At 55.9% G+C, this 26,248-nt stretch carries 26 protein-coding genes; 7 read left to right on the top strand and 19 right to left on the bottom strand.

Going from position 1 to position 26,248, the window contains the following annotated elements; all coding sequences use genetic code 11:
• Positions 1-4: 4 nt before the first annotated feature.
• On the bottom strand, positions 5-955 hold the full coding sequence (locus tag MKY96_RS23325) for a DMT family transporter (protein ID WP_340943689.1): 951 nt from the start codon (positions 953-955) through the stop codon (positions 5-7).
• A 262-nt stretch (positions 956-1,217) separates the two neighbouring features.
• On the opposite strand from MKY96_RS23325, the gene MKY96_RS23320 reads away from it, so the two are divergent.
• Both MKY96_RS23320 and MKY96_RS23315 read left to right on the top strand, forming a co-directional pair.
• A complete protein-coding gene (locus tag MKY96_RS23320) occupies positions 1,218-2,642 on the top strand; it encodes an aminotransferase-like domain-containing protein (protein ID WP_340943688.1) in 1,425 nt (474 codons plus the stop codon).
• A 65-nt stretch (positions 2,643-2,707) separates the two neighbouring features.
• Positions 2,708-3,388: a hypothetical protein gene (locus MKY96_RS23315; RefSeq protein ID WP_340943687.1), complete on the top strand. Its 681-nt coding sequence runs from the start codon at positions 2,708-2,710 to the stop codon at positions 3,386-3,388.
• Between the two features lie 446 nt (positions 3,389-3,834).
• On the opposite strand, the gene MKY96_RS23310 is transcribed toward MKY96_RS23315, so the two are convergent.
• The 8 genes from MKY96_RS23310 to MKY96_RS23275 all read right to left on the bottom strand — a co-directional run bounded on the left by MKY96_RS23310 (position 3,835) and on the right by MKY96_RS23275 (position 11,406).
• Positions 3,835-5,157: an IS4 family transposase gene (locus MKY96_RS23310; RefSeq protein ID WP_340943685.1), complete on the bottom strand. Its 1,323-nt coding sequence runs from the start codon at positions 5,155-5,157 to the stop codon at positions 3,835-3,837.
• A gap of 290 nt (positions 5,158-5,447) precedes the next feature.
• The gene (gene cysC / locus MKY96_RS23305; protein WP_340943684.1) at positions 5,448-6,008 is read right to left on the bottom strand and encodes an adenylyl-sulfate kinase; all 561 of its coding nucleotides are present in this window, start codon (positions 6,006-6,008) and stop codon (positions 5,448-5,450) included.
• On the bottom strand, positions 6,008-6,877 hold the full coding sequence (locus tag MKY96_RS23300) for an STM4011 family radical SAM protein (RefSeq protein WP_340943682.1): 870 nt from the start codon (positions 6,875-6,877) through the stop codon (positions 6,008-6,010). The genes cysC and MKY96_RS23300 overlap by 1 nt, the downstream gene beginning before the upstream one ends.
• Entirely contained in the window at positions 6,874-8,232 is a 1,359-nt protein-coding gene (locus MKY96_RS23295; RefSeq protein WP_340944739.1) for an STM4012 family radical SAM protein, read from the bottom strand. The genes MKY96_RS23300 and MKY96_RS23295 overlap by 4 nt, the downstream gene beginning before the upstream one ends.
• Before the next feature lie 72 nt (positions 8,233-8,304).
• Positions 8,305-9,087, bottom strand: coding sequence for an STM4013/SEN3800 family hydrolase (locus tag MKY96_RS23290; protein WP_340943680.1), 783 nt, complete (start codon positions 9,085-9,087; stop codon positions 8,305-8,307).
• Positions 9,084-10,067, bottom strand: coding sequence for an STM4014 family protein (locus MKY96_RS23285; RefSeq protein ID WP_340944737.1), 984 nt, complete (start codon positions 10,065-10,067; stop codon positions 9,084-9,086). The genes MKY96_RS23290 and MKY96_RS23285 overlap by 4 nt, the downstream gene beginning before the upstream one ends.
• Positions 10,001-10,474 (bottom strand): hypothetical protein, encoded by a 474-nt coding sequence (locus MKY96_RS23280; protein WP_340943678.1) that lies wholly within the window; start codon positions 10,472-10,474, stop codon positions 10,001-10,003. Before MKY96_RS23280 ends, MKY96_RS23285 begins: the two co-directional genes overlap by 67 nt.
• Before the next feature lie 86 nt (positions 10,475-10,560).
• Positions 10,561-11,406, bottom strand: coding sequence for an STM4015 family protein (locus MKY96_RS23275; RefSeq protein WP_340943676.1), 846 nt, complete (start codon positions 11,404-11,406; stop codon positions 10,561-10,563).
• A gap of 119 nt (positions 11,407-11,525) precedes the next feature.
• On the opposite strand from MKY96_RS23275, the gene MKY96_RS23270 reads away from it, so the two are divergent.
• Positions 11,526-12,383, top strand: a complete 858-nt coding sequence (locus MKY96_RS23270) for a hypothetical protein (RefSeq protein ID WP_340943673.1) — start codon at positions 11,526-11,528, stop codon at positions 12,381-12,383.
• Here MKY96_RS23270 and MKY96_RS23265 read toward each other — a convergent pair.
• Genes MKY96_RS23265 through MKY96_RS23255 form a run of 3 tightly spaced genes read right to left on the bottom strand, consistent with a single transcriptional unit; the run spans position 12,266 to position 14,635 of the window.
• On the bottom strand, positions 12,266-13,675 hold the full coding sequence (locus MKY96_RS23265) for a nucleoside recognition domain-containing protein (RefSeq protein ID WP_340943671.1): 1,410 nt from the start codon (positions 13,673-13,675) through the stop codon (positions 12,266-12,268). The genes MKY96_RS23270 and MKY96_RS23265 overlap by 118 nt on opposite strands.
• Positions 13,653-14,384: a FeoB small GTPase domain-containing protein gene (locus tag MKY96_RS23260; RefSeq protein ID WP_340943670.1), complete on the bottom strand. Its 732-nt coding sequence runs from the start codon at positions 14,382-14,384 to the stop codon at positions 13,653-13,655. The genes MKY96_RS23265 and MKY96_RS23260 overlap by 23 nt, the downstream gene beginning before the upstream one ends.
• Positions 14,381-14,635: a FeoA family protein gene (locus MKY96_RS23255; protein ID WP_340943667.1), complete on the bottom strand. Its 255-nt coding sequence runs from the start codon at positions 14,633-14,635 to the stop codon at positions 14,381-14,383. Before MKY96_RS23255 ends, MKY96_RS23260 begins: the two co-directional genes overlap by 4 nt.
• A 246-nt stretch (positions 14,636-14,881) precedes the next feature.
• Here MKY96_RS23255 and MKY96_RS23250 point away from each other — a divergent pair, with 246 nt between their 5' ends.
• Positions 14,882-15,784, top strand: coding sequence for a helix-turn-helix transcriptional regulator (locus MKY96_RS23250; RefSeq protein ID WP_340943664.1), 903 nt, complete (start codon positions 14,882-14,884; stop codon positions 15,782-15,784).
• Here the strand turns inward: MKY96_RS23250 and MKY96_RS23245 are convergent.
• The 6 genes from MKY96_RS23245 to MKY96_RS23220 all read right to left on the bottom strand — a co-directional run bounded on the left by MKY96_RS23245 (position 15,776) and on the right by MKY96_RS23220 (position 22,639).
• Positions 15,776-16,870 (bottom strand): GerAB/ArcD/ProY family transporter, encoded by a 1,095-nt coding sequence (locus MKY96_RS23245; protein WP_340943660.1) that lies wholly within the window; start codon positions 16,868-16,870, stop codon positions 15,776-15,778. The two genes, MKY96_RS23250 and MKY96_RS23245, sit on opposite strands and share 9 nt — an antisense overlap.
• Positions 16,871-16,880: 10 nt before the next feature.
• Complete coding sequence (locus MKY96_RS23240; protein WP_155991300.1) at positions 16,881-17,114, bottom strand: hypothetical protein; 234 nt, start codon at positions 17,112-17,114, stop codon at positions 16,881-16,883.
• A 12-nt stretch (positions 17,115-17,126) separates the two neighbouring features.
• Complete coding sequence (locus MKY96_RS23235; protein ID WP_340943658.1) at positions 17,127-18,359, bottom strand: Ger(x)C family spore germination protein; 1,233 nt, start codon at positions 18,357-18,359, stop codon at positions 17,127-17,129.
• Entirely contained in the window at positions 18,356-19,459 is a 1,104-nt protein-coding gene (locus MKY96_RS23230; RefSeq protein WP_340943657.1) for a GerAB/ArcD/ProY family transporter, read from the bottom strand. Before MKY96_RS23230 ends, MKY96_RS23235 begins: the two co-directional genes overlap by 4 nt.
• A complete protein-coding gene (locus MKY96_RS23225) occupies positions 19,456-21,078 on the bottom strand; it encodes a spore germination protein (protein ID WP_340943654.1) in 1,623 nt (540 codons plus the stop codon). Before MKY96_RS23225 ends, MKY96_RS23230 begins: the two co-directional genes overlap by 4 nt.
• A gap of 394 nt (positions 21,079-21,472) precedes the next feature.
• Positions 21,473-22,639 carry a phosphodiester glycosidase family protein gene (locus tag MKY96_RS23220; RefSeq protein ID WP_340943652.1) on the bottom strand — a complete coding sequence of 389 codons (1,167 nt, stop codon included), beginning with the start codon at positions 22,637-22,639 and terminating at the stop codon, positions 21,473-21,475.
• Positions 22,640-22,836: 197 nt separating this feature from the next.
• Between MKY96_RS23220 and MKY96_RS23215 the strand changes: the two genes are divergently transcribed.
• Together MKY96_RS23215 and MKY96_RS23210 are read left to right on the top strand one after the other, a co-directional pair.
• Complete coding sequence (locus tag MKY96_RS23215) at positions 22,837-23,415, top strand: histidine phosphatase family protein (protein WP_340943650.1); 579 nt, start codon at positions 22,837-22,839, stop codon at positions 23,413-23,415.
• Between the two features lie 202 nt (positions 23,416-23,617).
• On the top strand, positions 23,618-24,469 hold the full coding sequence (locus MKY96_RS23210) for a GGDEF domain-containing protein (RefSeq protein ID WP_340943649.1): 852 nt from the start codon (positions 23,618-23,620) through the stop codon (positions 24,467-24,469).
• Between the two features lie 227 nt (positions 24,470-24,696).
• Here MKY96_RS23210 and MKY96_RS23205 read toward each other — a convergent pair whose 3' ends face one another.
• On the bottom strand, positions 24,697-25,431 hold the full coding sequence (locus MKY96_RS23205; protein ID WP_339254033.1) for a glycerophosphodiester phosphodiesterase: 735 nt from the start codon (positions 25,429-25,431) through the stop codon (positions 24,697-24,699).
• Positions 25,432-25,748: 317 nt separating this feature from the next.
• Between MKY96_RS23205 and MKY96_RS23200 the strand changes: the two genes are divergently transcribed.
• Positions 25,749-26,159: an NAD(+) diphosphatase gene (locus tag MKY96_RS23200; RefSeq protein ID WP_340943647.1), complete on the top strand. Its 411-nt coding sequence runs from the start codon at positions 25,749-25,751 to the stop codon at positions 26,157-26,159.
• Positions 26,160-26,248: the final 89 nt, after the last annotated feature.

Here is a 26,248-nt window from a genome sequence, read left to right as displayed (position 1 = left end):
GCAGTTACTCCTGAACCAGGGGTTCAACGCTTGCTTTTGGAAGAACGGGCATTACCGGTTTAGGCTTGAAGAACAACTGCTTTAGTGCGCCGGCATTCACAAGGATGGTTCCGAATATAATCGTGAACACGCCAAGCAGCGTTACCCAGGTGACTGCTTCGTTATAGAACAGGAAGCCTACCCCAACGGCAATCGGCGGCGAGATGTACAGCCAGGTGGACGGAAAAACCGGATTCGTCTTGGAGACGAGCCAATAGAACAGCGTATGTCCGACCATGGAGCCGACAACGGTCAGGTAGAGCAGGGAACCTGCGGTTTTAAATGACAACAGGAAGGACGGGTGCAGCGGCTCAGTGAACAGGGAGATGATGAACAGCAGCGCCCCGCCGTACATCATCTGGGCAGCGTTCAGAGCCACGGGGGACTCGCCGGAGAAGGTGGTGATTACTTTTTTGGAATAGATTGCCCCCGCCGCGTAGCAGAGTTCCCCAATCAGCACCACCACACAGCCGATCAGCCAGAGCGGGGTAACGTCAGCCGCCAGGCTGGGCAGCACCAGCAGCAGGACTCCGGTGAACCCGATGATACAGCCGAGCAGGGAGTAGGCGGGAGCTTTTTGGCGCAGGAAAACCGTCTGCATCAGCAGAATCATCATCGGTCCGGTGGCTGATAATACGGCAGCAAGCCCGGAGGATACATATTGTTCCGCCCAGTAGAGCGCGGCGAAGGTGCCGAAGGTAAGGGCTGCTCCTGTGAGCAGCATTTCCTTGCGCAGCAGCAGGGAGAAGCGGGCTTTGCCTCTAAGAACCATGAACAGGAACAGCACCGCACCCGCCACGAAAAAACGCAGACCCGCAGAGAAGAAGGGCGGCGCTCCGGCGTCTACGCCGATTTTGATGGCCAGGAAGGTAGTGCCGAAGATCAGACAGACAAGTGAATAAGCTAACAGAATCATGGTTCAGTTCCCCTTTGCGGTGGTGATGTGCCACCCTCTTACAAGATTTCAGTTAATCATAGCCTCATAGGCACAGAACAGATTGGAGATAGTAGAACAGTTGCGGGAGGGAATGCTGTACAATAAGGGCAAAGAGAAGTTAGCGGCTGGGCGTGCGCGGATATGTAGAAGTCGGCAAGCGTCAGAGGGAGCTGTGTCGAGTGAATATTGAGAATTGGAACGGGGGCGACCCCGGTACATGTTGCAGAAAGGCGGCAGGTTGATGAAAAAAATAGCGGGTGCCGGGCAGAATAATCCCTTATTCCGCCAAGTCTATGAGTTCATGCTGAACCGGATGGAGCGGGGGGAGTGGAGGGCCGATGATAAACTGCCTTCGATCCGGCTGCTGGCGGAGGAGCTGGGGGTTCACCGGCTGACCGTGTTCAAGGCCTACCGGGCGCTGACCGAGAGCGGCAAGCTGTATGTCAAAGACAAATCCGGTTATTATGTGGCCCCGGGCAGCAGGCTGAACCCTCCGCCGGACGAAGGCTCGGCAGTGCCTGGATATATGGTCAGGAGCCCGATGTCCGATATTCAGCGGCTGCCGGTCACGTACCAGTTCTCCCAAGCGTTGATTGATCCGGGCCTGCTGCCGAACCTGTTCCTGTCCGATTATGTCAAAAAAGTATTCGATCTCTACCCGAAGGTCATGGGCACCTACTCCACCGTGGAAGGGGATGAAGAGCTGCGTGTTACGCTGAGCAGCCATTTCGAGGAGCGGTATAGGCTCCAGCTGTCGGCCCGCGAGCTGCTGATTACTTCAGGCGCACAACAGGCCATCAATCTGATTGCCGGGATCATGCTTGGTCCGATGGATGCTGTGCTGGTGGAGCGGCCTACTTATAGTGTGGCGCTGGATATTTTTCGGCGGGCAGGAGCGCGGCTGGTAGCTGTGGATATCTCGCCGCAGGGCTATGACCTGGCGGCGGTGGAGGAGCTGATGCGTAAGAATAAGCCGCGGATGTTCTACATCAACCCGACCCATCATAACCCGACGGGGTATACGATTCCGGCGAAGCAGCGCAAGCTGCTGGTGGAGCTTGCAGAGCGCTACCGCTGTCTGCTCGTGGAGGATGATCCGTTCCGTGACATGTACTTCTTAGAGGAGCCGCCCCCGCCGTTCTTCGCTTATGATACAGAGGGCTGGGTCATGTATATCAGCAGCTTCAGCAAGTATGTGGCCCCCGGCCTGCGGATCTGCGCAGTGGCCTGCCGTTATCCGTTTATGGAGCGGCTGATCGCCGCCAAGTCCTTGGCGGATAACGGGACGCCCCTGCTGAATCAGAAGATTTTTCTGCATTATTATACCTCGCCGCGCTTACAGCAGCATCTTGGCAAGCTGCGGATTGCCCTTCAGGTGCACAAAGAGATTATGGAGGAGGAGCTCGCGGCCACCGGCTGGGAATGGACGAACCCGCAAGGCGGGCTTAATCTGTGGGTCAAGCTGCCGGACAGTATTCCGGTAGCTAAGCTGCTGGCCCGTTGCCTGGAGCAATCCATCTCCTTCGTTCCCGGTGAGCTCTGCGATCCGCTGGGGGAGATGAAGTCCTGGCTGCGTCTCAGCTACTCGTTCGCCAGTGAAGCCTTGCTGCGCGAGGGAATGCAGCGGCTCACCGCCATTGCGCGGGAGATTGAGGCGGGGGAATAGATGGCGGGCGTGTGTAACCTTTCTCTGGAAATTTCCGTCTGAGGGTTATGAGGAGCGTGATATTGATGGTAACGAGAAGGAAAATGCGGGGCGCCTGTCTGATGACTCTCTGTACGCTGATTGTCTTCATGACGCTGCTGACTGTGCGCCCGCAGGTAACCTATGCCTGTTCTTGTGCAGTGTCTCCTTCACCGCTGGAAGCAATGGAGCAGAGTGCAGCTGTTTTTGAGGGAACAGTAGTTTCGATTAAAGAGAAATTTAAAATTATGCAGTCCAGCGCTGATCCGGTGCAGGTAACCTTTCAAGTGGGAGCCCGGTGGAAGGGTGAATTGGGGGAGAAGGTTACTGTAACTACGGCATCGTCGGGGGCGAGCTGCGGCTTCGAGTTCACCAAGGGGGAACGCTACATCGTGTATGCAGGCGGAGAGGAAACAGCGGGTGAGGGAGGAACAGCTAAGCTTACAGCCAGCTTGTGCAGCCGGACCGCATTGTTCTCTGGTGCCGAGGAGGACCTGAATGAGCTAGGCGCTGGAATGTCAGGGGGCTCGCCCACGGAGCCGCCCGGGATCGCTGATGATCAAGGGGCCGTCTCTGGTAATAACCCAACAACTGAAAATAATCCAACGACCGTGCCTGAAACAAACTCTGTATCTTGGCTGATTTACGCTGGAGCAGGTATCGGTATAGTAGTCCTTGGAGCCGTCGCAGTGATTCTCCTGCGCCGCCAATCTAACTCGCGCAAATAATCCGGAGTACCGGCAGTAACTCCTGAATGAAGCGGACGCGGGCCTGCGATGAGCATAGGAAGGGCAGAAGTGCACCTGAATGCTGTGGATGCGGGCTAAAGGAGCGAATGGGGTGCACTAGTGCACCTGAATGCAGCGGATGCGCGCGAAAGGAGCGAATGAGGAGCACTAGTGCCCCTGAATGCAGCGGATGCGCGCTAAACGAGCAAATGAGGTGCACTAGTGCGCTTGAATTCCCCGAATGCGGGCAAAAGGAGCGAATGAGGAGCATTAGTGCCAATGTCATTAAGATAAGTTCGAAGATAAGTTTGGAATTAATAAAGAGAATCCAAAACGGTATGGGGAAACGTCCTATGCCGTTTGTTTTTGGTGTAAGGAAGGAAAAAAGCGCATAGCAAACAAAGCGGATGGAAGATCCACTTAAAAAAATGTTCATGCGAACCGAATTATGCTACTCTGTAGACGAAGCTAATGGCGGATTTGCTACGTATTCTGCGTGTATTCCTTTGCCCAGGACGGGTGAGACGAATCGGCAAAATATTTTTGCGAATCAAAGCTTCCACATCAGGCGGGGGTCCATCGCCCTTGGAGCGCAGGAAATGTCTACAGACGTGAACGGCCACCGTGAAGTTGACTTGGTAGAGGTGCCGTTTATCCTTTTGGGAAATGACTACGTGCGAGGTAATCATTTCAGCGAAATTGTAGAGGATCATTCTTGCGAATATCTCTTGGGTAATGGACTCTTGCTTCTTTGCGTGAAAATGGGTCAGACCGATGGTGTATTTTAAGGCCCGGAAAGAGGTCTCAATCCCCCATCGCAGGTGATACAGTTCCCGGAGTTCATCCGGTGAGAATTCAGCAGCCGGTAGATTGGTAAGGACGGTTTCATAATCGCCACTGGGCAGGAGGAAACGAACCACCCGAAAGGAAATCGGGTAAAACAGGTTCTTTTGCATGTCCAGAAAATCAAAGCTAGAGGTGGCCGGAAGAATTTTATAGATTTCGGGGTGATCCCTGAACGCTTTCGTTCGTTTTTTAGTCAGCGTCAAGTGAATCTCCTGATCAAACGCCCCTTCAAAGGTCAAGTGCAAGCCCGAAAGAATGCCATTCGAATGCAAATCCTTGACCCGTATGACGTACTTCCATCCTTTCCGTTCCAGATGCGCGAACGTATTGTAGCTTTCCAATCCTCGATCCGCCAACACAATGACGTTCCCCTGAATAGGGGACCGATCCACCATCGTGGACAGCGCCCTTCCTTCGTTGCGCAGCTTTCGAGGTTGAAGGATGGCGTCCACGTAAAGCCGGTTACAGAGGTCATAAGCAGCGTTCAAGTGCAGAAGGTTAAAGCCTTTCGAGTGGGGCTGACTTTGAGAATAGGTCAACGGGTCCGCAGGATCTGTTGCAATATGCAGATCGGAACCGTCAATGGCCAATAATCGATAGCCTCGATAATCCTTGAATTCCGTATGGGACGCGGTAAAGGTGTGAAACAAAGATTCGACCGCAGACGGCAAAATTTTATTTCTTTGCTGAACAAAAGCAGAAGAAGTTGCGGTGTTAACGTCATAGCCCTGCGATTCCAACAGTTCCTTATAGAGGCTGTTGCCGCCCATAAAGATCAGGGTTTGCATAACCATTTCAAAGGGTAGTTTTTTCGTTCGGGTAAAATCCTTTCCCGGGTTTCTGACGTAAGGCGCGGGGGCAGCCGCCATCTCACGGATGAGAGATGTCAGTCTGTCTTTCAGCGAATTTGCATAAGCATTCATTGGCGTAACCTCCTCGTTTTTTCAAGGGGCTTCGCCACACGTTTTCTACGGATTGTCAAGATTTTTTTGTGCAAAAAAAGAGCAGGCTATCTTTTCGATAACCTGCCTTTTTCTTGTTTTTGGCTCTATATCTTAACTTAATGACATTGGCATTAGTGCACCTGAATTCAGCATACGCGCGCGAAACGAGCGAAGGAGGTGCACCAGTGCACCTGAATGCAGCAGACTCGCGCTAAATAAACAAAGGAGGGGCATTAATGCCCCTCCTTATTCGTTATGCTCCTATTCCATCAGAGCCGATAAAGCCGATGCTCTGTGAGCCAGCTGATCAGCTCTTCCATGCACTGTTCCGGTGTGTGCTCCGCTGTGTGCAGCGTCAGCTCCGGGTCTAACGGGGCTTCATAAGGATCGGAGATCCCGGTGAAGGCCGGAAGCTCACCGGAGCGGGCCTTGGCGTACAGCCCTTTGACATCCCGCGCTTCGCAGACGGGAAGTGGGCAGTCCACATAGACCTCGACGAAGCCCGGCAATTCCTGCCGGGCATAGCTGCGCATCTCGGCATAAGGACTGATTACCGAGACCACGGTAATCACGCCATGCCGGTTCAGCATCCCGGCGAGGTAGACCGCCCGGCGGATGTTCTCGAACCGGTCCTCGCGGCTGAAGCCTAGTCCCGGCCCCAGGCTGCGCCGCAGTTCATCGCCGTCCAGCCATTCCACTGCCTGGCCCTGCTCCCGGAGCCGGTCTGTGAGCAGCGCGGCAAGCGTAGACTTGCCCGCTCCCGAGAGACCTGTAAGCCATATCGTTAATCCGGCAGAGGGCTTGTGTGCTTGTAGCTTACCAGTAGTCATTACTCTGTCCTCCCTGCGCCGTAAGGAATCCGCTCCAGCAGGCCGGAGCCGTAGATCTGCTCCAGGCCCAGCTCCGGCATATGAATATAGCCGATGTAGCAGTCGCAGACCTTCATGCGGCAGCTACGCTGGGCCGCCAGCCCTTCCAGTCCGTCGCGGTAGAGGTTGCCGATGACCGCACGGTCCTTGTAGCAGCGCTTCACCAGGCCGGGACCCTGCACGTAGAATACGCTGCTGCCGGCATTACAGCTGGCACCGAGACTGTCGTAGTCCATCGCATTAATCTGGAAATGCGGATCTATCCCGCTCAGGAAGCTTATATCCTCCGCCGTATAATAATCCCGCTTGTCCTTGTAGGCATTCACCCACAGATAGACGTCCTCCGGCAGGGCCGCACGCAGCGAGGCGATAGCCGGGAAGGCACTATGAACCCCCACACTGCCTACGCTAAAAGGAATCCCCCGGGCGTATACACTCATGCACTGCGCCAGGAACCGCTCCTCACTGACCTGACCCGGATGATAGGTTGCCCAAAAGGCTGCCTTGGCCGGGTTCAGTTCAGCAGTGAAATCAAGCCTGGCGGACAGATTGGTCTGGATGGCGACCTTGTCCACATGCTTCAGATGGGACAGCGTGATCAGCGCATCCCGGTACCAGCGGTGCGTCAAGCCCTCGCCATACGGATTGAAAAAAATAGACAGGCGGTGGCCTGCAGCCCCCTGCTCCGCCACCCAGCGGACGAAGGTCTCAAGACCGGCACGGTCTTTGGCGAGGGTGGCGGCGCTGTCTTTGGTTTTGCCGAAGGGGCAGTACGGACAGTCATAGTTACAGGAGGAGAGGGAGCCCCGGTAGTAGAGGACTGCCTTCATGGCAGGATGAACTCCTGCATCTGCTCGCGGATCTCACCGGAGATGAACCAGTCACCGATGGAATCGGAGTAGCCCAGCCCATCTGGAGTCAGCCGCAGAATGCCCTCATCATCCGTGGCGAACCCGCTCTGTACCAAGAGGCCAAGCTCAGGGTGATTCTCCCATAGCTTAGTCCCGAACCGCTGGTTATAGTCGGCAATCGTCAGTCCTTCGCTGTGCAGGATGGCTTTTAGAATGAACCGCCGTTTCTGTTCGGCGAGGCTCAGCACGATGCCATAATCGGCTGTATCATAACGCTCTGCTGCAACATAATCCGCAATGATGCTCTCCGTGGCCTTGCGGCTGACGCCATAGCGGGAGGCATAATGAACATTCCGGGTATAGGAACGCGCGCCGCAGCCGAGGCCGACCATCCCTTCCTCCTGGCAGCTGTAGTCGAGAATATTCTTACCGGTCCCGGCGTCCTCCTTGGCGAATCTGCGCATCGAGAATTGCCGGTAGCCACGCTCTGCCAGTACTGCACGTGCTGCTTCATAGCATTCGTGGCGGATATCCAGCTGGTTCACCAGGTCGCCCGGCTTCACAATCGTATGCTCACGGGTGTAGAGCGGATAGAGGAAGATTTCCTCCGGTTCATGCAGCAGCGCCTGGTTCAGCGAATAGAGCCAGGAGTCCACCGTCTGCCCCGGGAGTCCGTAGATCAAGTCCAGATTGAGGATAGGAAAATCAAACTGCCCCAGCAGCTCCAGCGCACGGTACACCACCTCGGGGTCCTGCGGGCGGTAGATCGCAGCTGATTCGGCGGCCACGAAGCTCTGGATGCCCATGCTGACGCGGTCCACGGTATGTTCTTTCAGAATCGTAAGCTTCTCCTCCGTCAGCGTTTCGGGTGAGGTCTCCACGGAGATAGAGGTGGTTCTAAGATCGACTCCCATAATCTCTGTAGCAATGCTGAACAGCCGGTTCAGCTGTGCGGGAGCCAGCAGGCTGGGCGTTCCGCCGCCGATCGCGAAGCGCGCGTAAGGCTTGTGCCCGGTGAAGGCCGCCCATTGCCGGGCCTGGCGTTCCAGCGCGTCTACGTATTCGGCGTGGACATTCGCTCTTTTATCAGGCAGGGTGAACAGGTTACAGAAGCCGCAGCGCGCGCCGCAGAAGGGAATATGCATATACAAGAAGAAGCTCTCCGCAGGCTCATCCCGCCACAGCTCCTCTAACGAAACGGGCGGATCAAGCTCGCGGTAAGCGGTTTTGTGCGGATAGGAATAGAGATAATTACGGTAGGGATGGGCTGTAATCTGCCCGGCCCACTGCTGAAGCTCCCCTGAAGAGAAGGGAGGCGGTCCGTCTTGGTTCATATGATGCAGAGATTGCCGGATGGACGTCATACGTTCTCCTTCCTTGTGCGGGATCGAATTTCAGTTCAATGCTTATAAAATAAATTCCCGGTACGGAACATTCCATACCGTGTCATGCGCCAGCCGGTGGCCTTGGTAGCCGTCCTCTCCGTAAGCCGTACCGTGATCGGAAAAAGCCAGACAGAACACCGGATTGCCCCGCTTACGGAACGCATCGAACAGACGCCCCAGCTCCCCGTCGGCATAACGCAGCGCTGCGCGCTGGCTGTCCACCGAATCCTTGCGCGCACCCGGCAGGAACATATGGTTCGGGCCATGGATCGCCGAGACATTCATGAGGAACAGCCGCTGGTCCTGCGGGGTGTTGCCGAGCAGCTTGAGCGCATGGTTCACCTGATGCTCCGTCGAGCGCGGGTTCGTGACCCCGAAGGTCATCCGCCAGTAGCTCTGCTGGAAATAACCGGGGAGGACGCGGGCGAGGGGCACTTTTTTGCTGAAAAAGATTACGCCCCCGATACACACCGTCTGATAACCCGCCGCTGCCAGCCCCGACACCATGTCCGGTGTATCGAACAGCCAGGTATGGGGGTGGGTCTTCAGCCCGGTATTCCTGGAGTGGAACAGGCGCACATGCTCAGCCTTATTCGTGTTAGCCGGAGTGGGCAGGAAGCCGCCGAAGAAAGCGTGATGGGCCGCATAAGTGAAGCTGCCGGGGGTATGCCGCTGCTCCCAGGAGCCGCTGCCGCACAGGTTGGGGCAATTCGCCTCCTCCAGCACAGCCGCATCGTAGCGCAGAGTATCGAGCGTAATCATCAGTATATCGTGGGTGCCGACAACGGCATTCATATCAGTCATAGGGATAGGTTCCTTCCGGAGAGCTGCTTCATTTCCCATTCGTAGGTGCCGCAGCCCTGGTATTCAACATCGTACAACAAGTCGCCAAAAGGATTCACATCCGCCGTATACATCTGCCCGGAGCTTCCTGCCAGCACATCAATCCCCGCGATAGAGCAGCGCGGAAAAGCGGCCAGCGAAGCCTCCGCTGTCCGGCGTACTTCTGCCTGCTGCGCCTCGCTCAGCCCGGCTTCCGCCGGGGTCATCCGCCGGCTGCGCAGATGCAGATTCGTAATCGGTGTGGAGCTGACTCTGGCGACAGCGTGGCAGGCTTCTCCAGCGACAACCAGCTGGCGGATATCGAAGGAATGCCCGTCCTTGCCGGGCTTCGGAATCCACTGCTCGGCATAGGCGCCGTGGCGGTAGAGCCAGTTAATGATTCCGGCAAGGCGGGCAGAATCGGTATAACGCTGCAGCTTGCCGGAATTATAATACACCGGGGGACGGGTGATATAGCTCTCGACTCCGATGGTGGTAACCGCCGACTCAGCTCCTGTTGCCGGGTTCAGCTGATAAGCAATCACGCCGGAAGCAGCGGAGCCGCTGGCCAGCTTGATGAACACGCGGTGCATCCGCTCCGACAGCATCAACTGGCGCAGGGATGCGTAATCCACGGGGACTTGTCCGCCGCTGCCGCGAAGCGGCCGGGGAACAGGGACGCCGGACACGGCGAGAATCTGCTGGGTCCGGCGCTTGTCCGTCATGGCTGCGATCTCCGCCGGATCGTTGGTCCAGCGGGAGGCGGGCAGGAGCTGCCCGGCCTCCTGCCGGAGCCGCGCCAGCAGGCGGCAGTAGCCGCGGAACCACTGGGACGGGTGATGCAGCACGCCGGGCATGTCCTTCAGGGCTGAGGCCGTTTTGAAGCTGAGCGGCCTCAGGTCCGGCTGCTGCCCGAACGGGTGCAGCGAGTCGTCTTGGTCCGGCGCATCCGGTGCGCCCAGCGCGATAAGCGCGCGCCCAGCGCGAAGCTGCCGCCGGGGGACTCCAGCCGCAGCAGTGGCGGGCACGCTGCGGATTCCGGCGCAGCGTGCCCGCTGGAGCTGCCGCCCGGAGAATCCGGCAGCAGGCGCTGCGCTTCCGCTGCGGACGCCGGTGCGGAGTGACCGCCGAAGCTGCCGCCCGGAGAATCCGGCAGCAGGTGCTGCGCTTCCGCTGCGAATTCCGGCGCGGAGTGCCTGCCGCTCCGGCGGTCGGGACACTCCAGCTGGAGTTGCCCCTGCGCTCTAATCGGCGCTGGTGAATGCAGAGCCGCCAGCGCAGGCGCTCCGTCCGCAGCCTGCTCCAGCAGATCAGCCAGCGGCTGGTTCTCCAGCAGCCCGGCATAGGGAATCAGCAGTGCCGGGGGCATCCCGAGGCGCGAGCGCGCCTGCTGGATACCGGCCGAGCGCCGGTCGCCGGGCTGGCAGAAGACAATCAGCGGTGCGGCGGGCTGCATTATTCTGTGATCGACGGATAACGCCAGTCATCATCGTCATCGGCCTGCTGCTGGTCGCTGACATCCACCGGCAATCCGCTGTTCTTCAGGCGCAGCATCATCTCGTCAGACATGTAGTGATGGCTCAGGTTGAGCAGCTTCAGTCCCTTCACCCGCTCGCTGGCGAGCAGCGCCTCAGCGCCAGTGTCGCTAAGCGTACCCAGTGACATATCGAGGGTATGGAGCTGGTCCAGAATCGGTGCATCCACCAGGGCGGCGGCAATTTCGTCCTGAATCTCACTGTTTTTGAGTCCGAGATAGGTAAGCTTAGGGAACTTTCCAGGCTCGATCAGCGGCAGGAGATCCTCCAGTCCGCCGTCGAAGCCGTAATTGTCTACACCAAGGTATAATTCCAGCTTGCGCAGATTCGGCAGGCGAGAAGCGGCAATGTCCGCCAGCACGGCCTTACTGAGTCCGCCGGTAATAATAATGAGTTCTTCGAGCTTGTCATGCTGCAGTTGGCTCAGACGCAGATCGGTACCGCCTTGTGCAGTCAGGGATTGCAGCTCAGGATAAGCGGACAGCAGCGGCGAGAGATCGGTCTGGTTAATCCACGAGATTTCACATTCCTCGTAGCTCATATCCCCGATGAACAGCTTACGCAGTGCCGGGAAGCTGGCGCTGTGCTTCACCAGGGCCTGGACGGCTTCCTCCGAGGTGTTCTCGTAGGCTTGACCCCAGTCGCCAATCGTAAGGCTGGTCAGGCCGGCGGCTTCAGGACTTCCGCTTAAGCGTTCAATCTCCGTCTCCATCCGCTTGCCTTCTTCAAATGCATCATAATCAATACTGAGCTTCACTGCTGTCATGAACAATCCCTCCCGGAAAATAGTAGCTTCCAAATCACCCTAACATGTAGTGAGAGGGAGAGTCAAATGGCAGAGGAACAGGTGCACCTATTTCCCCGTTAACGCCCGTAACCACGGGGGTGTACGGCCCCAATGTAATCGAAAAACCGATCACATTCGGCCTGACGGCGGCGTGTGGTCCCAATGTAATCGGAAAACCGATCACATTGGGCCTGGCGGAGACGCGTGGTCCGAATGTAGTCGAAAAACCGACCACATTTGGCATGGCGGTGGCGCGCGGCCCCAATGTAGTCGAAAAACCGATCACATTTGGCGTGGCGGTGGCGTGTGGTCCGAATGTAATCGAAAAACCGATCACATTTGGCACGGCGGTGGTGTATGGTCCGAATGTAGTCGGAAAACTGAACACATTGGGCCTGGCGGAGGCGCGTGGTCCGAATGTAGTCGGAAAACCGATCACATTTGGCACGGCGGTGGCGTGTGGTCCCAATGTAATCGAAAAACCGATCACATTTGGAGTGGCGGTGGCGTGTGGTCCGAATGTAATCGAAAAACCGATCACATTTGTCACGGCGGAGGCGCGCGGCCCCAATGTAATCGAAAAACCGACCACATTTGGCATGGCGGTGGCGTGTGGTCCGAATGTAGTCGAAAAACCGACCACATTCGGCCTGGCGGTGGCGCGTGGTCCGAATGTAATCGAAAAACCGATCACATTCGGCCTGACGGCGGCGCGTGGTCCAAATGTAATCGAAAAACCGACCACATTTGGCACGGCGGTGACCCCCGCCGCGAAGGATGCGCCCAGAGCGCAAAAAAGCACTATCCGCCCGTCCGGGGGAATAGTGCTTTGCATGATTTACACCCAGCCGAACAGCCAGGCTGCCGAAGCCACCGCGAAGGTTACGCCGATAGCGATAGCGAGCGGGATTACAGCGGAGAGCACGGCCCATTTCAGGCTTTTGGTCTCCTTGTAGATGTTCACGAGTGTGGTGCCGCAAGGATAGTGGAGCAGGGAGAAGAGCATCATATTCAGCGCCGTCAGCCACGTCCAGCCGTGGCTCAGGAAGATGTCCTTAATGCTGCCGAGACCTTCGATATCGACCATGGCCCCGGAGGACATGTAGCCCATCAGCAGGATAGGCAGCACAATTTCATTGGCGGGCAGGCCGAGGATGAAGGCCATAATAATGAAGCCGTCCATGCCGAGCAGCTGCGCGAACGGATCGAAGAACGCAGCCATATGATTCAGCACACTCTCACCGCCGACAAATACATTGCCGAGAATCCAGGTGATGATCCCTGCCGGAGCGGCCACGATGATGGCGCGGGTCAGCACATTGAGGGACTTTTCCTTGGAGGAGCGGACAATGGTCTTCCAGATCTGCGGGCGGCGGTAGGGCGGCAGCTCCAGGGTGTAGTGGGTAGGCACACCGCGCAGCGCGGTTTTGGACATGATCCACGATACGCTCAGGGTGACGATAATTCCGACCAGTACGATGCCCATTAACACCAGCGCAGTCGCGAAGGTGCGCAGTGCTCCGGTGGTTGCCGCCCCGACCATGAACATGGAGGAGAGCAGAATAAGCGTAGGCCAGCGGCCGTTGCAAGGGACGAAGTTGTTGGTCAGAATGGCCAGCATCCGTTCACGGGGCGATTCAATAATGCGGGTGGACAGAATAGCGGCAGCATTGCAGCCGAAGCCCATCGACATCGTCAAGGCCTGCTTGCCATGCCCCCCGGATTTCTTGAACAAGCGGTCCATATTAAAAGCCACCCGGGGCAGATAGCCGAAATTCTCCAGCAGTGCGAACACCGGGAAGAAAATCATCATAGGCGGCAGCATGACGCTGATGACCCATGAGGTGCCTCGGTACAGCCCCAGCACAAGAACGCCGTGCAGCCAGGCCGGGGCATGAACAGCCTCGAAACCGGCGGTCAGATAGCCTTCGATCCAGCTGAAGAGGGAGGCAATCCAGCCGGAAGGGTAGTTGGCTCCGGCAATGGTAATCCAGAATACCAGGCCAAGGCCGGCCAGCATAATGGGGAAGCCCCAGATTTTTGAGGTGACGATATTATCCAGCTTGTAGGTGCTGCCCAGCTTCTTCTTGTCGTGATAGGTAACAGCATCGCTGCAGATTCCGGCCGATACCCCGTAGATTCCGCTGACGATCTCGTCACGGACCGCTCCTTTGTCTGCCAGCTTTTTCGCGGTAGCGAGCAGGGAATCGAGCGGGTCTTGGCCGTTAATGGCATGCGGTGACTCCATGGCGGGCCACCTCCTTCGCTACAGATATACCCTTGCGTCCCATATGGGCTTTGAGGGAAGCCAGCAGGCTATGGTCACCGTCCAGCAGACGCAGGGCAATCCAGCGTGCCGGATATCTGGCGCCGACCGTCTGTTCCACCATCGGGATCAGCTCGGCAATGCCCCGCTCAATCTCATCGTTGTAGGTGATCTTCAGCGGCTCAGCCTTGAATTCACCGGTCGCTACGCGTGCGATCTGATCCAGCAGCGCTTCAATACCGATCCCGTTGCGGGCCGAAATGGCCGTGACAGGCACCCCGAGCCGCTCTGCAATCCGCTTCAGATTAATATCAATGCCCAGCCGCTTGGCTTCATCGATCAGATTGATGCAGACTACGGCGCGTCCCGTAATCTCCAGCACCTGCAGGGCCAGATTGAGGTTGCGCTCCAGCGACGTTGCATCCAGAACCACCAGCGTGACATCCGGCTCCTCGAAAATAATATAGTCCCGGGCCGCTTCTTCATCGGCGGAATTGGAGTAGAGCGAATAGGTGCCGGGAAGGTCAACGGCCCGGTAAGTATGCTCCTTGTGGGTGAACCGCCCTTCGGCGGTGACTACGGTTTTGCCGGCCCAGTTGCCGGTATGCTGGCGCATCCCGGTCAGCAGGTTGAACAGCGTGCTTTTGCCCGTATTGGGATTGCCTGCAAAAGCAACGGTATATTCGCTCATCCTTCTCCGCCTCCAATCAATTCGCCATAAATGAGGGAACTCTCTTCCCGGCGCAGGGCAATGGTAGTATTGCTGATCCGGTAAGCCGTAGGGTCTCCAAGCGGACTGCGCCGCAGCACTTCTACACTATTCCCGGCGACAAATCCGAGATCAAGCAGTCTTCTCCGCAGCACGCCCTGGACCTCGATGCCGCTGATCCGCAGCGTGCTGCCGTTCGTAGCTTCAGACAATGGAATTACGGATCCAGCCATAAGCTCTCCCACTTTCGTATGAATAATGAATGAATAGTTATAGTTATCCTTAAGTATGAAATATGCACTTGTATAGTATATTGTGCAGGGCACAGAATATTGCATCCTGCCACAAGATTAGTATACGTAAATAAATTTGTCCTTGCAACAATAATGTTTCCCTAGGGAAAGATAAATACAGCAAGATTTATCAAAAGTATTTCCGGTGTCTGCTATATACTTTGAGTTGTGGAGGGGGTGAGAGTCATGCACTATCAGTTGATTCACAAAAGCATCGAATTTATTGAGCAGCATTTGGAAGAGGATTTGGATTTGGAGAAGGTGGCTAAGGCAGCAGGGTTATCCAAATATCATTTTCACCGGATTTTTCGCAAATACGTGAACAAAAATGTCCATGAATATATCCGGGCCCGCCGTCTCAGTCAAGCAGCCAATCTCCTGCTGTATTCCGAGACACGAATTCTTGAGATTGCGCTGCAGTACGGCTTTGAGAGCCAGGAGGCTTTTACAAGAGCCTTCAAGGAAATCTATGATTTGCCGCCTGCGCAGTACAGATCGCAGGTGAGACTATTGATTCAAGAAAGAGAGGTATATACAATGTCAGAGATTACAGGCTGGTATATTACAGGTACCCACCAGGAGAAATATAAGGTCGAGATTGATCCCCGCGTCTGCTATAAGACAAGTCCCTCCATGCATCTTCGTTCCAGCGGGGAAGCTGCGCAGGACGACAATGGTTTTGGAACCTTGATGCAGCAGTTTCAGGCAAGAGAATATCGGGGGAGACGGATGCGCTTCTCCGGGTTCGTTAGAACGGAGGAGGTCACCGGCTGGAGCGGCCTGTGGATGAGAGTGGATGATAATAAGCAGAATATGTTAGCTTTTGACAACATGCAGAACCGGAGCATACAAGGGACCACGGAATGGAACCACTATGCTTGCGTCATGGATATTCCGTCCGAAGCCGACGTGATCAATATCGGAATTCTGCTGAGCGGAAGCGGACAGGTATGGCTGGGGGAATGTGAATTCGAGGAAGTGGGCAAGGATGTTCCCGTAACGGATGGCTCTACAGGTGCGGAGAACCTTCCGTCCGGGCCGCAGAATCTGAAGTTCGACCAGCAGCCGGAGCACTCTGCTTCAAGCTGAACGCTGTAACCGGCCCCGCACCCAGATCGACAGGGCCAGCAGCAGCGGAATGGCGACCTGGAAGAGCGGGTCAAGCTTCAGGCTCGGCCCCAGGCCGACGGCGATATGCTGGGTGTAATCCCGTTCCAGGAATGAGGAGCCGTAGATGACTGCCCCCACAGGGAAGACCCACCATTTCGCCGGTTTGCCGGTCAGCTCTGCAAGAGCTTTTACGGAACAGAAGTAGAAGAGCATCATCTTGATCAGCAGCCCCAGGAAGAGCTGGATCGTGACCAGAATATCAAGCCGCTCGACAAATTTGAGATTGGACAGCACCCGGACGGTTTTGAGAAAAGGCAGCTGGCTCACTCCCGCGATCGCCGGGCCGAGGACGGCCACATTCAGCGCGTTCATGAAGATCAGGAATGCGCTGATGAGCAGATAGGCGTTCACGGTGTATTTTACAGGCACACCGGGCTTCTCCCATAGCGTCCACAGCATCAGAAAAACAATCATCTGCCCGAAGGGAAATGAGACGATCTCCGGCAGCGCCGCTTGCAAAACCGGCATTACCCCGCCCTCCATAACAGGTGCCAGGCGGCCCAAATCAATCGCCCCCATGATGCTTAGCATCAGAACGAGCAGGAAATAGAAGAACAGCATGACCGGCAGCAGCACCTCAGGCAGCCTGAAGACAACCTCCGCCCCCTTCCAGATCGCATATAGGGCCAGCAGCACGAACACCAGCATCGTAATGGCCATCGGGGTTCTCGGCAGCATGGTCATCGCCGTCAGCTCGCCGAGGTCGCGGACATTGCGCATGGACTGATAAGCGAAATACAGACTGTAGACCGCGCCGATGAACGCCCCTGGAGCTGTGCCGAAATGAGCCTTGAGCATTCCGATCAGATCTGTGCCCGGAGACCGGTGCTGAATCCACATCAGCACAAGGAGCAGGGCGAAGCCCGCCGCTGAACCTGCACACATCGCCAGCCAGGAATCCTGCTTGGCGGTGCCCCCAAGCAGGAACAGCGGCGTGCTGCCGATTTCAAACAGCATAATCATGAACGCAATCTGCAGGGAAGAGACCTGTTCTTTGTTCACCATGATTGCATCTTTAGCCTCCTAACCAATAGATAATGGCTCTGCCGACAGGCTGGAAGAACGCCGTATACAGGCTGCCCAGCGATACATGAGGGGTATTGGTAATTCCGCATAGATTAAGATACGCCCCGTACCCCATAATGCAGCCAAGTAAGAGCCGTCTCCGGCGGCGCTCTTCTCCACGTAGCTTCGTCCACCCCCAACCATAGGCAAGCGCATAGAGTATAAGAGTAATAGCTATTTTCATAGATATGCTCCTTTACTTCTGCTGAACAGACTTGAATGATTTATTACTGAGTCCGGTCCGTTCTATCTCGATAGAGACCTGCGGGCGGATCTCAATCTCCTGAAAGACGCTGTCCCAGCTCTTCTCCTTCTCAATCTGCTTCCAGCGCTTCGGATCGCTCCGGTGCACTCTCACAGCAAATCCGGTGACGTCTGCCCCCAGCTGCTTGACCTCCGCCCAAGCGTTATTCATTAGCTCCAGCACCCGCTGCTCCAGCGAGGCCTCCATTTCACTGATCGCCTTGCGGTCGTTCAGGTCCATGACACTGCCAAGCTCCGTCAGCACACCGCTGCCCTTGACGTTAACCTCCATCACATAATGATCCTTGTCCCAGACAGGGTGGACGGTGGTGGACGAATTCTGCAGGATGAATGAAGCATCCAGCTTGTCGCTTGCCCCCGGCCGGGAGGGGAAGGCGATGGTGGCAGAATCAACGTTATCGGTCAGAAAAGAAAGCCCGAACGCCTGCTTCTGGCTAAGCCAGCCCGCGAACGTGTCTCCTTTAATGACGCCCAGCCTTCCCAGCGCCAGCCGCGAGGGCAGATCTGTTACCGCTGTCTCACTGGTCTCATCCATCGTCCGGGAGCCGGTTAGCAGTATCTCCGGCAACACCGCGCTTTTGGACTCGGAGGACAGCGCCATCGCCAGCTCATACAGCCGGGTTCCCGGATAGTAGGACAAGAGCCTTGATTCCTGTTCGATCATAAGCTGGATGCCGGCGCCCTGATTCTTGGTCATTTGCATCAGCTGATCCAGAATCATCCCGGCATCTCCCTGGGAGATGAACACAAATACCGTTTCTCTGGCATCCTGCTTGCGCAGGAACATATCAATCAGCTGATTGATCCCGTGTCTGGCCAGGCTCTCGCCGATGACGGTGATTCTGGAGTGGGAGAAGAACATCTCCCGCGTACTGGTCAGATTCGTTCGTTCAATGGCTTCCATGATCGTCCGCCCCTTGACGGTGAAGGTGAGGAATGGCGGCGAGCTTGTGCTGCCTCCTCCGCTGCCGCCCATCCCGCTTGCGCCGGAGGAAGGATTGATGACCTGGTACGTGGCCTTCCACTGATTGTCCTCCCAGTCATAGGCTGAGCCGGAGGTAATGCCCAGTTCGTTAAGCTCCCGGTCATCCCAGCAGCCGGAGAGCAGAACGGATAGAAGCGGGAGGCAGAGCAGGAGGCGCAGCAGAGTGCCCGGTTTGTTCATGTGTCCCATCCTTTCCGCTTGGAGCGAGACTTCTGCACCTTATTCAGCAAGATCGCGCCCAGCGGAACCAGCACGTTGAACAGGCAGAAGACCACGAACCGGCCTTCCTGATTGTAGTTGTTCAGCTTGGCTGAGCTTTGCCAGGAGAACAGGCATTCCAGGGCTATAATCAGACCTAGGGCTCCAATGAAGGGCCGGCTGCTGCTGACCCGGAACGTCTGCTTGAAGCACTCCACTGTCACGAACAGGAAGATCGCAAATTTCAGATAGATCGACAGCACCCAGTAAGAGATGAAGAGAATATCCAGCTTCTCTATGAACCGGCCGATCCGGAGGATGCTGATGGTAGCGAAGCCGGGGTAGGCACTCAGCTTAATGAATTCCGGGCCGAATACCATCAGGGCGGTGATCAGAATGAACATCATCAGGATTGCAACGAACAGCAGGCCTGTCCAGCCGATAATCTTGGCTCTCTGCGGATATTGCAGATAAGGGGCCAGAAACAGCAGCACCGCCACTTCAGACATCCATGCAGTCGGTGTCAGGCTCGCCAGGGTGATCTCAGCCAGACTATGGTCGAACATAGGCAGCAGATGATGCACATTCAGGTCGTTGTACAGCCCTAGCAGATACAGCGGTACGAAGAACAGATAGAGCAGAATAACCAGACTGTTCACTCTGGCGATAGCTTCAATGCCCTGCCTTACCATATAGATGGTGATGAAAAGAATCAGAATGACGAGCACCGTGATCGGAGTATTGATCAGGACGTTGTCTTTAAGGAAATTAACGAATTCACGCAGAATGGTTGCCGTGGTGTCCAGGTAGAACTGGAGCATCAGCAGACCGAGAATCACGGACACTACCGGAGAGCTTTTCTCCCCGACCCACTCCAGAAAAGGAGCACCGTTGCTGCTCTGAATTACCGCCCCGACAATCCACGCTATTAGCAGCCCCGCCACGGTAGATAGGATAATCGCTAGCGGAGCGTCCTGCTCTGCATAGGAGCTGATAATGATAGGAAGCACGACGGTAGCTGTCGGCAGTATGGTATTGACGACAAGCATGACGGCCTGGGTGGTGCCGATTTTTCCATTCATGCTGGACCCTCTCCCTGCGGCTTGGGCTGTGCCGGTGATGGATTAGCGGCATTTTCAACGGGCTGCGGCTTCTGGTTAGGGGCTTGTCTGCGGGTCTCCTTGCCCAGATTGGTCTTGGGACGCATATTCATGCTCCACAGCGGAACGCGGATGAAGATATCCTTCAGATAACGGGGTATCATCGGCGCTACCGGAGACAGGTAGGGAACTCCGAAGGAGCGCAGGCCTGCCATATGAATCAGCAGCACCATCAGGAAGGACATAATGCCGAACAGGCCGAGCGAGGCAGCGATGAACATCATCACGAAGCGGATCAGCCGGATGGAGTTGGCGATGGCCAGTGACGGAATTACGAAGTTCGAGATGGCGGTAAAAGAAACCACAATGACCATTGCCGCCGAGACCAGCCCGGCCTGAACGGCAGCCTGCCCCAGCACCAGCGCACCGACGATAGAAATAGCCGGCCCGATGGTGCGGGGCATACGTACCCCCGCTTCACGCAGGACGTCGAAGGTCAGCTCCATCAGCAGTGCCTCTGCGAAGGCGGGGAGCGGAACGCCTTCCCGCTGGGCAGCCAGACTGATCAGCAGCGTGGTCGGCAGCATCTCCTGGTGAAAGGTAGTAACGGCAATATAAAGTGCAGGCAGCAGCATAGAGACGAAGAACGCACCGTAGCGGATCAGCCGCAGAAAGGAGGAAATATCATACCGCTGGTAGTAATCCTCGCTGGATTGAAAAAAGTTGAAGAAGGTGGACGGGGCCAGCAGCGCAAAGGGAGTGCCGTCAATGACAATCCCCACCTGGCCTTCCAGAATGCCCCCGGCCATGGCGTCGGGACGTTCGGTATTCTGAATGGTGGGAAAAGGCGTCAGTCCGCCGTCCTGTATGAATTCTTCAATATAATTGCTCTCCAGAATGGCGTCGGTATTAATGGCGTTCAGCCGGCGGCGGATTTCGGTCAGCACCTGTTCACTGGCGAGGCCCTTCAGATAGACGAGGGCAATTCCGGTCCCGGTACGCTGGCCGACGGTATATTCCTCAATCCGCAGATCAGCAGTTTTCAGGCGGCGGCGCAGCATGGAGGTCCCGGTACGCAGGCTCTCGGTGAAGCCTTCCTTGGGCCCGCGGATCACCCCCTGGGAGGTCGGCTCATTAATGCTTCTTTTCTCCCAGCCGGAGGTGTCGGCGGCCAGTGCGACCTGAAGCCCCTCGAACAGAATCAGGGTATAGCCGTCAAAGAGCAGGGGCAGCAGCACCTCCAGGGTCCGGGCCTCCTTCACTCCCCCAACCGGCAGAATGTGCTCCTTGATCAGATCGAAGGCAGCTTCTGTGGTCATCTGATCTCCGTTCAGCGTGCTGTTCTCCATTAAGGACTGGAGGACCGCCTGATTGACGGTATCGGCGTTGACCAGACCGTCAATATAAATGAAGGCAAGGGTAAGTGGAGGCTTGGCTTCACTCTTATAATGGCGGATGACAATATCGGAGCTGCTGCCGATCCGGCGGCTGAACTCCTGCAAATTCTCCTCAAGGGAGAGCTTCAGCGGAAGCGGTGCAGGCACGGAGGTTTCTACAGGATCATTGGTAGTCTGGCGGCTCTTCTTCGTTTGCTGAGGCATCTCGGGGGGCTCCTTTATGCTGAAATCTGGATGTGCTCCCTGTATTATCCCCCGCTGGCGGATTCCTTATTCTGCCTGATTACAGACTGAACTGAGCCCGCTTGAGGAGCCGCTGGAATCCAAAAAAGAAACTGCCCTTAGGAATGGCAGCTTCTCAGCATTCCATAAAGGCAGTTTCATCAACACACTTAAGACTTACATTCTAAGCTTGGTCGTCGCTGCGGTGAACATTTGGACTTCCGGCCGCTGCCCAGTTTGGATTTCCTGATTTAGACCGCTCCTCGCGGTAGAAATCCAAACACAAAGGCGGACGCTACCGCTCCTCCAGTTCCAAATTTCCCCTCCGCTTCTTATTGCTTTTCGTTAATTTCTTAAGTGCTTTCTTATCTATGCATTATTTTGTCTGTACGACCAGCGCATTGCTGATCAGGCGTCCCGGAGTCGTCAAGTACTTGCCGTTATAGTACAGGCCGCTGGAGGCACCGCCATCGAGGTTCATTGCCTGGTAGGCTCCGGCCTGCTTCATAATTTCCGCCAGCTGGGGGATGGTTGCCCCGCCGGAGGTCAGCAGAATCAGCTTATGGTCGCGGGTGATGCCCAGCGCGCTGCGGGAGCCTCCGCCTGTCAGGATTTTGGGGTCCCGGAAGCCTTCTGCCGCCACATTCAGCGCGACCTTTCCATTGACCAACAGCCGTGGTCCTGCCTGGAGTGCGCCGTGAACGGAACCGGAATCGAAGCGGGCTTTGAATTCACTGCCCGGAATCAGCTCAGCCAGCATATTGCGGTCGTAAGCGAATACTGCCCGTTTGTCTCCGGAGCTGTTCTTCAGCATCTTGCCGCCGCTGATGATGTAGCCGTAAGGAGCCTTGAAGGCGCCGTCAGTATAGGCGGCGAAGAATGTGCCGTTGATCGCTGCGGCGGCATTGCTGCGCTTGGCGATGCTGGCAAGGGCTTCCGTCTTGCCGACGGTATTCCCGGCCAGAACGGCATCCAGCTTGACCGAAGGATGCAGCAGGGAGACCGTGACTGTCTGGACGCTGAAGGAGCGGCCGCCGACCTTGTAGGTATGATGTCCGCTGACTACAGCGGGCGAGCCGCTCTTGATCAGACTGCCGTTCTGTACAGGCAGGGTGGCTGTCTCAGCGGTGCCTGTATCAGCCCCGCTTGTCAGCGTAAGCGACCCGGCCTCCTTGTTCCACTGGAGCTGTATGCCAAGTGTCTGGCTTACAAGAGATAAGGGGACGTAGGTAGTCCCGTTCTCACTGAAGGGCCGCACACTTACGGTAACGGGCTTACCGTTGACGGAAGCCCCGGGCTTGCCTGGAGTGAAGGTAATGGAATTCCCGCCGCGTGACATCTGAATCTGGCCGCCGGAAGCGGTAAGCACAGACTGGATACCGGCGAAGCCGTTCAGGAAGCGGAGCGGGATGAAGGAGTGATTCTCCTTGTCCACATATACGGCAAGCTTGGGCTGCGGTGCCGCGGCGGCACCGGATTGCAGTGCTGGGAGAAGGACAGCCAGCAGACAGAAGGCGGTAAAGAGGATAAGCATTTTTTTCATGATACACAAAATCTCCTTTAGGTTGTAGCAGTATAATCTGCAGGTTAGGATGATTCTGGAACAGGCCCCAGAATGCAGCACTTGAGCTACCATCATATAATCGACTCCCGTTACCGTCAATGGAGCATGCATCCAGCAGCGGGTTAGTTTATAATGGGATCACATTAGAATATCTGCATATAAGGGTGGTAGCGATCATGACAAGAATAGGCTTAATCCGGCACGGCAGCACACGCTGGAATCAGGAGGGCCGGGTACAGGGCCACACGGATAATCCTCTGGACGAGGAAGGCTTCCGGCAGGCCGGCGTGCTTGCGGAGCGGCTTAGCGGCGAAGCGTGGGATTATATCTATTCAAGCGACCTGCTGCGGGCCAGACAGACGGCGGAGACTATCGCCGGGAGGCTGGGCATCCCGCTGGCCGGTCTCCTTCCGGACATCCGGGAGATGAACGGCGGATTAATTGAAGGAACCACAGAGAGTGAGCGGATCGAGCGCTTCGGCAGCCAGTGGAAGACGATGGATCTGAAGCTGGAGAGTACGGAGCTGGCCCGTAAGCGGGGAGTCCGGGCGATTGAAGAGCTTGCTGCCCGCCATCCCGGCAGCAATGTGCTGGTAGTCAGCCACGGGGCTATTCTGCGGAGTACGCTGGCCGGACTTGTGCCTTCCCTGGATGTGAGCGTGCTGCTGAAGAACACCTCTATCACCTGCCTGGTCAAAGAGAATGACAGCTGGAGCTGTGAATTGTACAACAGCGCGGAGCATATGGACGGATAGGACGGGATATTTCCGAGCATTTCATTACAATAAAGCGCCGGTCCTGCCGATAATATGCTTAGTGCTGATCCGGTGGGGGTATTAATGTCCAGCATCCCCTGCGGGAGTTGTTCAGAATATGTTCAGTCGGATCCTGTACAGTAGCGCTTGAAAGCGATAAAACCAACAATTCATTGATAGGCTGAAGGAGGGCGTAAGACTAGTGGAAGAGGCCCGCAATTATATGCTGACGATTCTATCCATACTTATAGGGGTCCTGACCGTATATAGCACGCTCAGATTGACAAAGGATTTCGCCAGACAACCGCAAAGAACCCGGGCGGTCCGCTCGAGTCTTGTGGTGCTGGTAATTAGTGCCGGGCTTGGCGGCATGCATCTGCTGGGCAGAAGAGCCTTAACCGGCTTCACTACAGAAGGCAGAAGCCTGCTGATCTCTTTGTTCCTGTACATGCTGACACTTGCCGGTATACTATATCTGTTCCTGCGGGTGCGCATGATCCTTGGGGAGCGTGACCAGCTCAAGGAGTTGGCATACCGGGATACGCTCACCGGCCTGCTGAACAAGAACGGAATGGATCATTTCTGGGATCACTGCAAATTGAGCGAGCAGCTGTCGGTATTATATCTCGACCTGAACCGGTTCAAATCGATTAACGATACCCTCGGCCATCATACAGGGGATCTTTTACTGGAGGCCGTAGGAACCAGCCTGCAGCAATTTACCTGCAAAGGTAAGCGGCATATTTTCCGGGTGGGCGGAGATGAATTCGTCATTATCGCCAAACGCTGCAGCCGTAAGGAGTCAGAGCAGCTTGCCCTTAAGGTTCTGGAGCGCATCACCCGGACCTATAAGCTGGAGAGCCATGAATTATTCGTGTCCGCCAGTGTAGGCGTGACGATTAGCCAGGGCCGGATTGACCCGAAGCAGCTGCTTCAGGAGGCGGATTCGGCTATGTACAGTGCCAAGCAGCTGGGCAGCGGGCGTTATGCCGTATACAAGCAGGAGAGCCGTATTCCTTCCGTGAAGCTGATCAGCAGCTCAAGAGCGCAATAAATATTTCGTTCAACAGGCGAAAAACAGCATACATTGCTGCACGCAGGTAATCTCATTCACCCGCAAGGGTGATTTTCTTCAAAATATAAGAATTTATATGTTGCACATGATAAATTATCCTTCTATTTCTCGCTGAAACGGTACCGTCCTTTAAAAGGACGGTACCGTTTCCACTTGTAATAGCGGCTGCGCCATCCTTTATGGACAGCGCAGCCGTGTTATATCAGTCAGACGCCTCTGGCAGCCAGCAGCCCGGCCAGAACATCAGGGTGATCGGTAATGATCCCCGCCACCTCAGCATCGATTAATGCCTGCATCCGCTCGGGATCATTAACCGTCCACGGATGATAGACAATGCCTTTCTCCGCTGCGGCATTCACGAACTCCGGCAGTACCGAGGAATGATGGGCATGCAGCGCATCTGCCTGCAAGGTGGCTGCGTAATTCCAAGGACGGTACAGCCCCTCGCCGTAGAGAATACCCGTACGGATCTCCGGTGCCAGCGACTTGCAGTATGCCAGGGAATAATGGTTGAAGCTGGAGATCACCACCCGCTCACTCATGCCCTGCTCCCTTACAGCGGCGATGACCTTCTCTTCCATGCCGGGATAGAGGAAGGTCCCGTTCTTCAGCTCGATATTAAGAATCGTCTCCCGGCCCTGCAGCAGATCCAGCAGCTCGTCCAGTGTCGGAATCCGTTCTCCTGCGAACTCAGGGCTAAACCAGGAGCCTGCATCTACCTCCAGTACTTCACGTAGCGTCTTATCCTTCACATAACCGCTGCCTGAAGTGGTGCGGTTAAGACTCTCATCATGGATCACTACCACTGCCCCGTCACTGGTCATCTGTACGTCTGTCTCAATGCCGGTTGCACCAAGCTCAAGACCCTTGCGGAAGGCGGCCATTGTGTTCTCCGGGGCGGCTGCGGATGCGCCGCGATGCGCGAAATTAATGATGTTCATGTCGAGTAGTTCCCTCCATCTCTATGATGTAATGCAGCCCGGAGTGTCCGGGCCCCTTATAGTATATTCCACATCACGTCAGGAAACCCTGTCCCCTGCTCTATAAAGGACGGGTTTCTTGAATTTTACCGTGGTACGTCCGGAAGCAATCGCTTAGAATAGACAACAACTATACTACCTACAGAAAGAAGCGATAAAGCTTGAAGTTTTGTCTGGAATGCGGAAGCCGCTTGGTAATGAAGGAATGCAATGGAGAAGGTGAGGTACCCTACTGTGATTCATGCGCCGTCTTCAGATTCCCTGTGTTCAGCACAGCGATGAGTACAGCCGTACTGAACCGGGAACTGGACAGAATCCTGCTCATCCAGCAGTATAAGCGAAAGGATTACATTCTGCTCGCCGGGTATGTGAACAAGGGAGAGAACGCCGAAGTGGCTCTGGTCCGTGAAGTGAAGGAAGAAGCGGGGCTTGAGGTCATAGCTTATGAATATATGCGCAGCCAGTATTTCGCCCCGTCCAATACATTAATGCTCAATTACATCAGTGTGGCTGACACGGAGGACCTGAGTGCCATGAGCGACGAGCTGGACCACGCAGCCTGGTTCACACTGGATGAAGCTGCGGACGCTATATTACCGGGCAGCCTCGCGGAGAGCTTCCTGCTCACCATCATTGATAAGCTGAGACAGGGGCGGGCTCTGGAGGATTTTACAGCGGCTGTCCGGTAATTGCGAATACTGAATGGTTACGGCTTCCCTTCGGGCACAACCCGCTTCGTAAGCTTTGGCAAGTGAACTATTAATAGATATGCGGGAAG

The sequence above is a fragment of the Paenibacillus sp. FSL R7-0302 genome, assembly GCF_038006885.1.
In the GTDB taxonomy this organism is placed as follows: Bacteria; Bacillota; Bacilli; order Paenibacillales; family Paenibacillaceae; genus Paenibacillus_AQ.
Note: the sequence above shows the minus strand (reverse complement) of the source record. Positions and strands in the feature narration are given on the sequence as shown.

What these genes read in the sequence shown, in the direction of transcription:
- MKY96_RS23325 (WP_340943689.1), bottom strand. Translation starts at nt 955, where the DNA reads ATGATTCTGTTAGCTTATTCACTTGTCTGTCTGATCTTCGGCACTACC.
- MKY96_RS23320 (WP_340943688.1), top strand. Translation starts at nt 1,218, where the DNA reads ATGAAAAAAATAGCGGGTGCCGGGCAGAATAATCCCTTATTCCGCCAA.
- MKY96_RS23315 (WP_340943687.1), top strand. Translation starts at nt 2,708, where the DNA reads ATGGTAACGAGAAGGAAAATGCGGGGCGCCTGTCTGATGACTCTCTGT.
- MKY96_RS23310 (WP_340943685.1), bottom strand. Translation starts at nt 5,157, where the DNA reads ATGAATGCTTATGCAAATTCGCTGAAAGACAGACTGACATCTCTCATC.
- cysC (WP_340943684.1), bottom strand. Translation starts at nt 6,008, where the DNA reads ATGACTACTGGTAAGCTACAAGCACACAAGCCCTCTGCCGGATTAACG.
- MKY96_RS23300 (WP_340943682.1), bottom strand. Translation starts at nt 6,877, where the DNA reads ATGAAGGCAGTCCTCTACTACCGGGGCTCCCTCTCCTCCTGTAACTAT.
- MKY96_RS23295 (WP_340944739.1), bottom strand. Translation starts at nt 8,232, where the DNA reads ATGAACCAAGACGGACCGCCTCCCTTCTCTTCAGGGGAGCTTCAGCAG.
- MKY96_RS23290 (WP_340943680.1), bottom strand. Translation starts at nt 9,087, where the DNA reads ATGACTGATATGAATGCCGTTGTCGGCACCCACGATATACTGATGATT.
- MKY96_RS23280 (WP_340943678.1), bottom strand. Translation starts at nt 10,474, where the DNA reads ATGCCCCCGGCACTGCTGATTCCCTATGCCGGGCTGCTGGAGAACCAG.
- MKY96_RS23275 (WP_340943676.1), bottom strand. Translation starts at nt 11,406, where the DNA reads ATGACAGCAGTGAAGCTCAGTATTGATTATGATGCATTTGAAGAAGGC.
- MKY96_RS23265 (WP_340943671.1), bottom strand. Translation starts at nt 13,675, where the DNA reads ATGGAGTCACCGCATGCCATTAACGGCCAAGACCCGCTCGATTCCCTG.
- MKY96_RS23260 (WP_340943670.1), bottom strand. Translation starts at nt 14,384, where the DNA reads ATGAGCGAATATACCGTTGCTTTTGCAGGCAATCCCAATACGGGCAAA.
- MKY96_RS23255 (WP_340943667.1), bottom strand. Translation starts at nt 14,635, where the DNA reads ATGGCTGGATCCGTAATTCCATTGTCTGAAGCTACGAACGGCAGCACG.
- MKY96_RS23250 (WP_340943664.1), top strand. Translation starts at nt 14,882, where the DNA reads ATGCACTATCAGTTGATTCACAAAAGCATCGAATTTATTGAGCAGCAT.
- MKY96_RS23245 (WP_340943660.1), bottom strand. Translation starts at nt 16,870, where the DNA reads ATGGTGAACAAAGAACAGGTCTCTTCCCTGCAGATTGCGTTCATGATT.
- MKY96_RS23240 (WP_155991300.1), bottom strand. Translation starts at nt 17,114, where the DNA reads ATGAAAATAGCTATTACTCTTATACTCTATGCGCTTGCCTATGGTTGG.
- MKY96_RS23235 (WP_340943658.1), bottom strand. Translation starts at nt 18,359, where the DNA reads ATGAACAAACCGGGCACTCTGCTGCGCCTCCTGCTCTGCCTCCCGCTT.
- MKY96_RS23230 (WP_340943657.1), bottom strand. Translation starts at nt 19,459, where the DNA reads ATGAATGGAAAAATCGGCACCACCCAGGCCGTCATGCTTGTCGTCAAT.
- MKY96_RS23225 (WP_340943654.1), bottom strand. Translation starts at nt 21,078, where the DNA reads ATGCCTCAGCAAACGAAGAAGAGCCGCCAGACTACCAATGATCCTGTA.
- MKY96_RS23220 (WP_340943652.1), bottom strand. Translation starts at nt 22,639, where the DNA reads ATGAAAAAAATGCTTATCCTCTTTACCGCCTTCTGTCTGCTGGCTGTC.
- MKY96_RS23215 (WP_340943650.1), top strand. Translation starts at nt 22,837, where the DNA reads ATGACAAGAATAGGCTTAATCCGGCACGGCAGCACACGCTGGAATCAG.
- MKY96_RS23205 (WP_339254033.1), bottom strand. Translation starts at nt 25,431, where the DNA reads ATGAACATCATTAATTTCGCGCATCGCGGCGCATCCGCAGCCGCCCCG.
- MKY96_RS23200 (WP_340943647.1), top strand. Translation starts at nt 25,749, where the DNA reads ATGAGTACAGCCGTACTGAACCGGGAACTGGACAGAATCCTGCTCATC.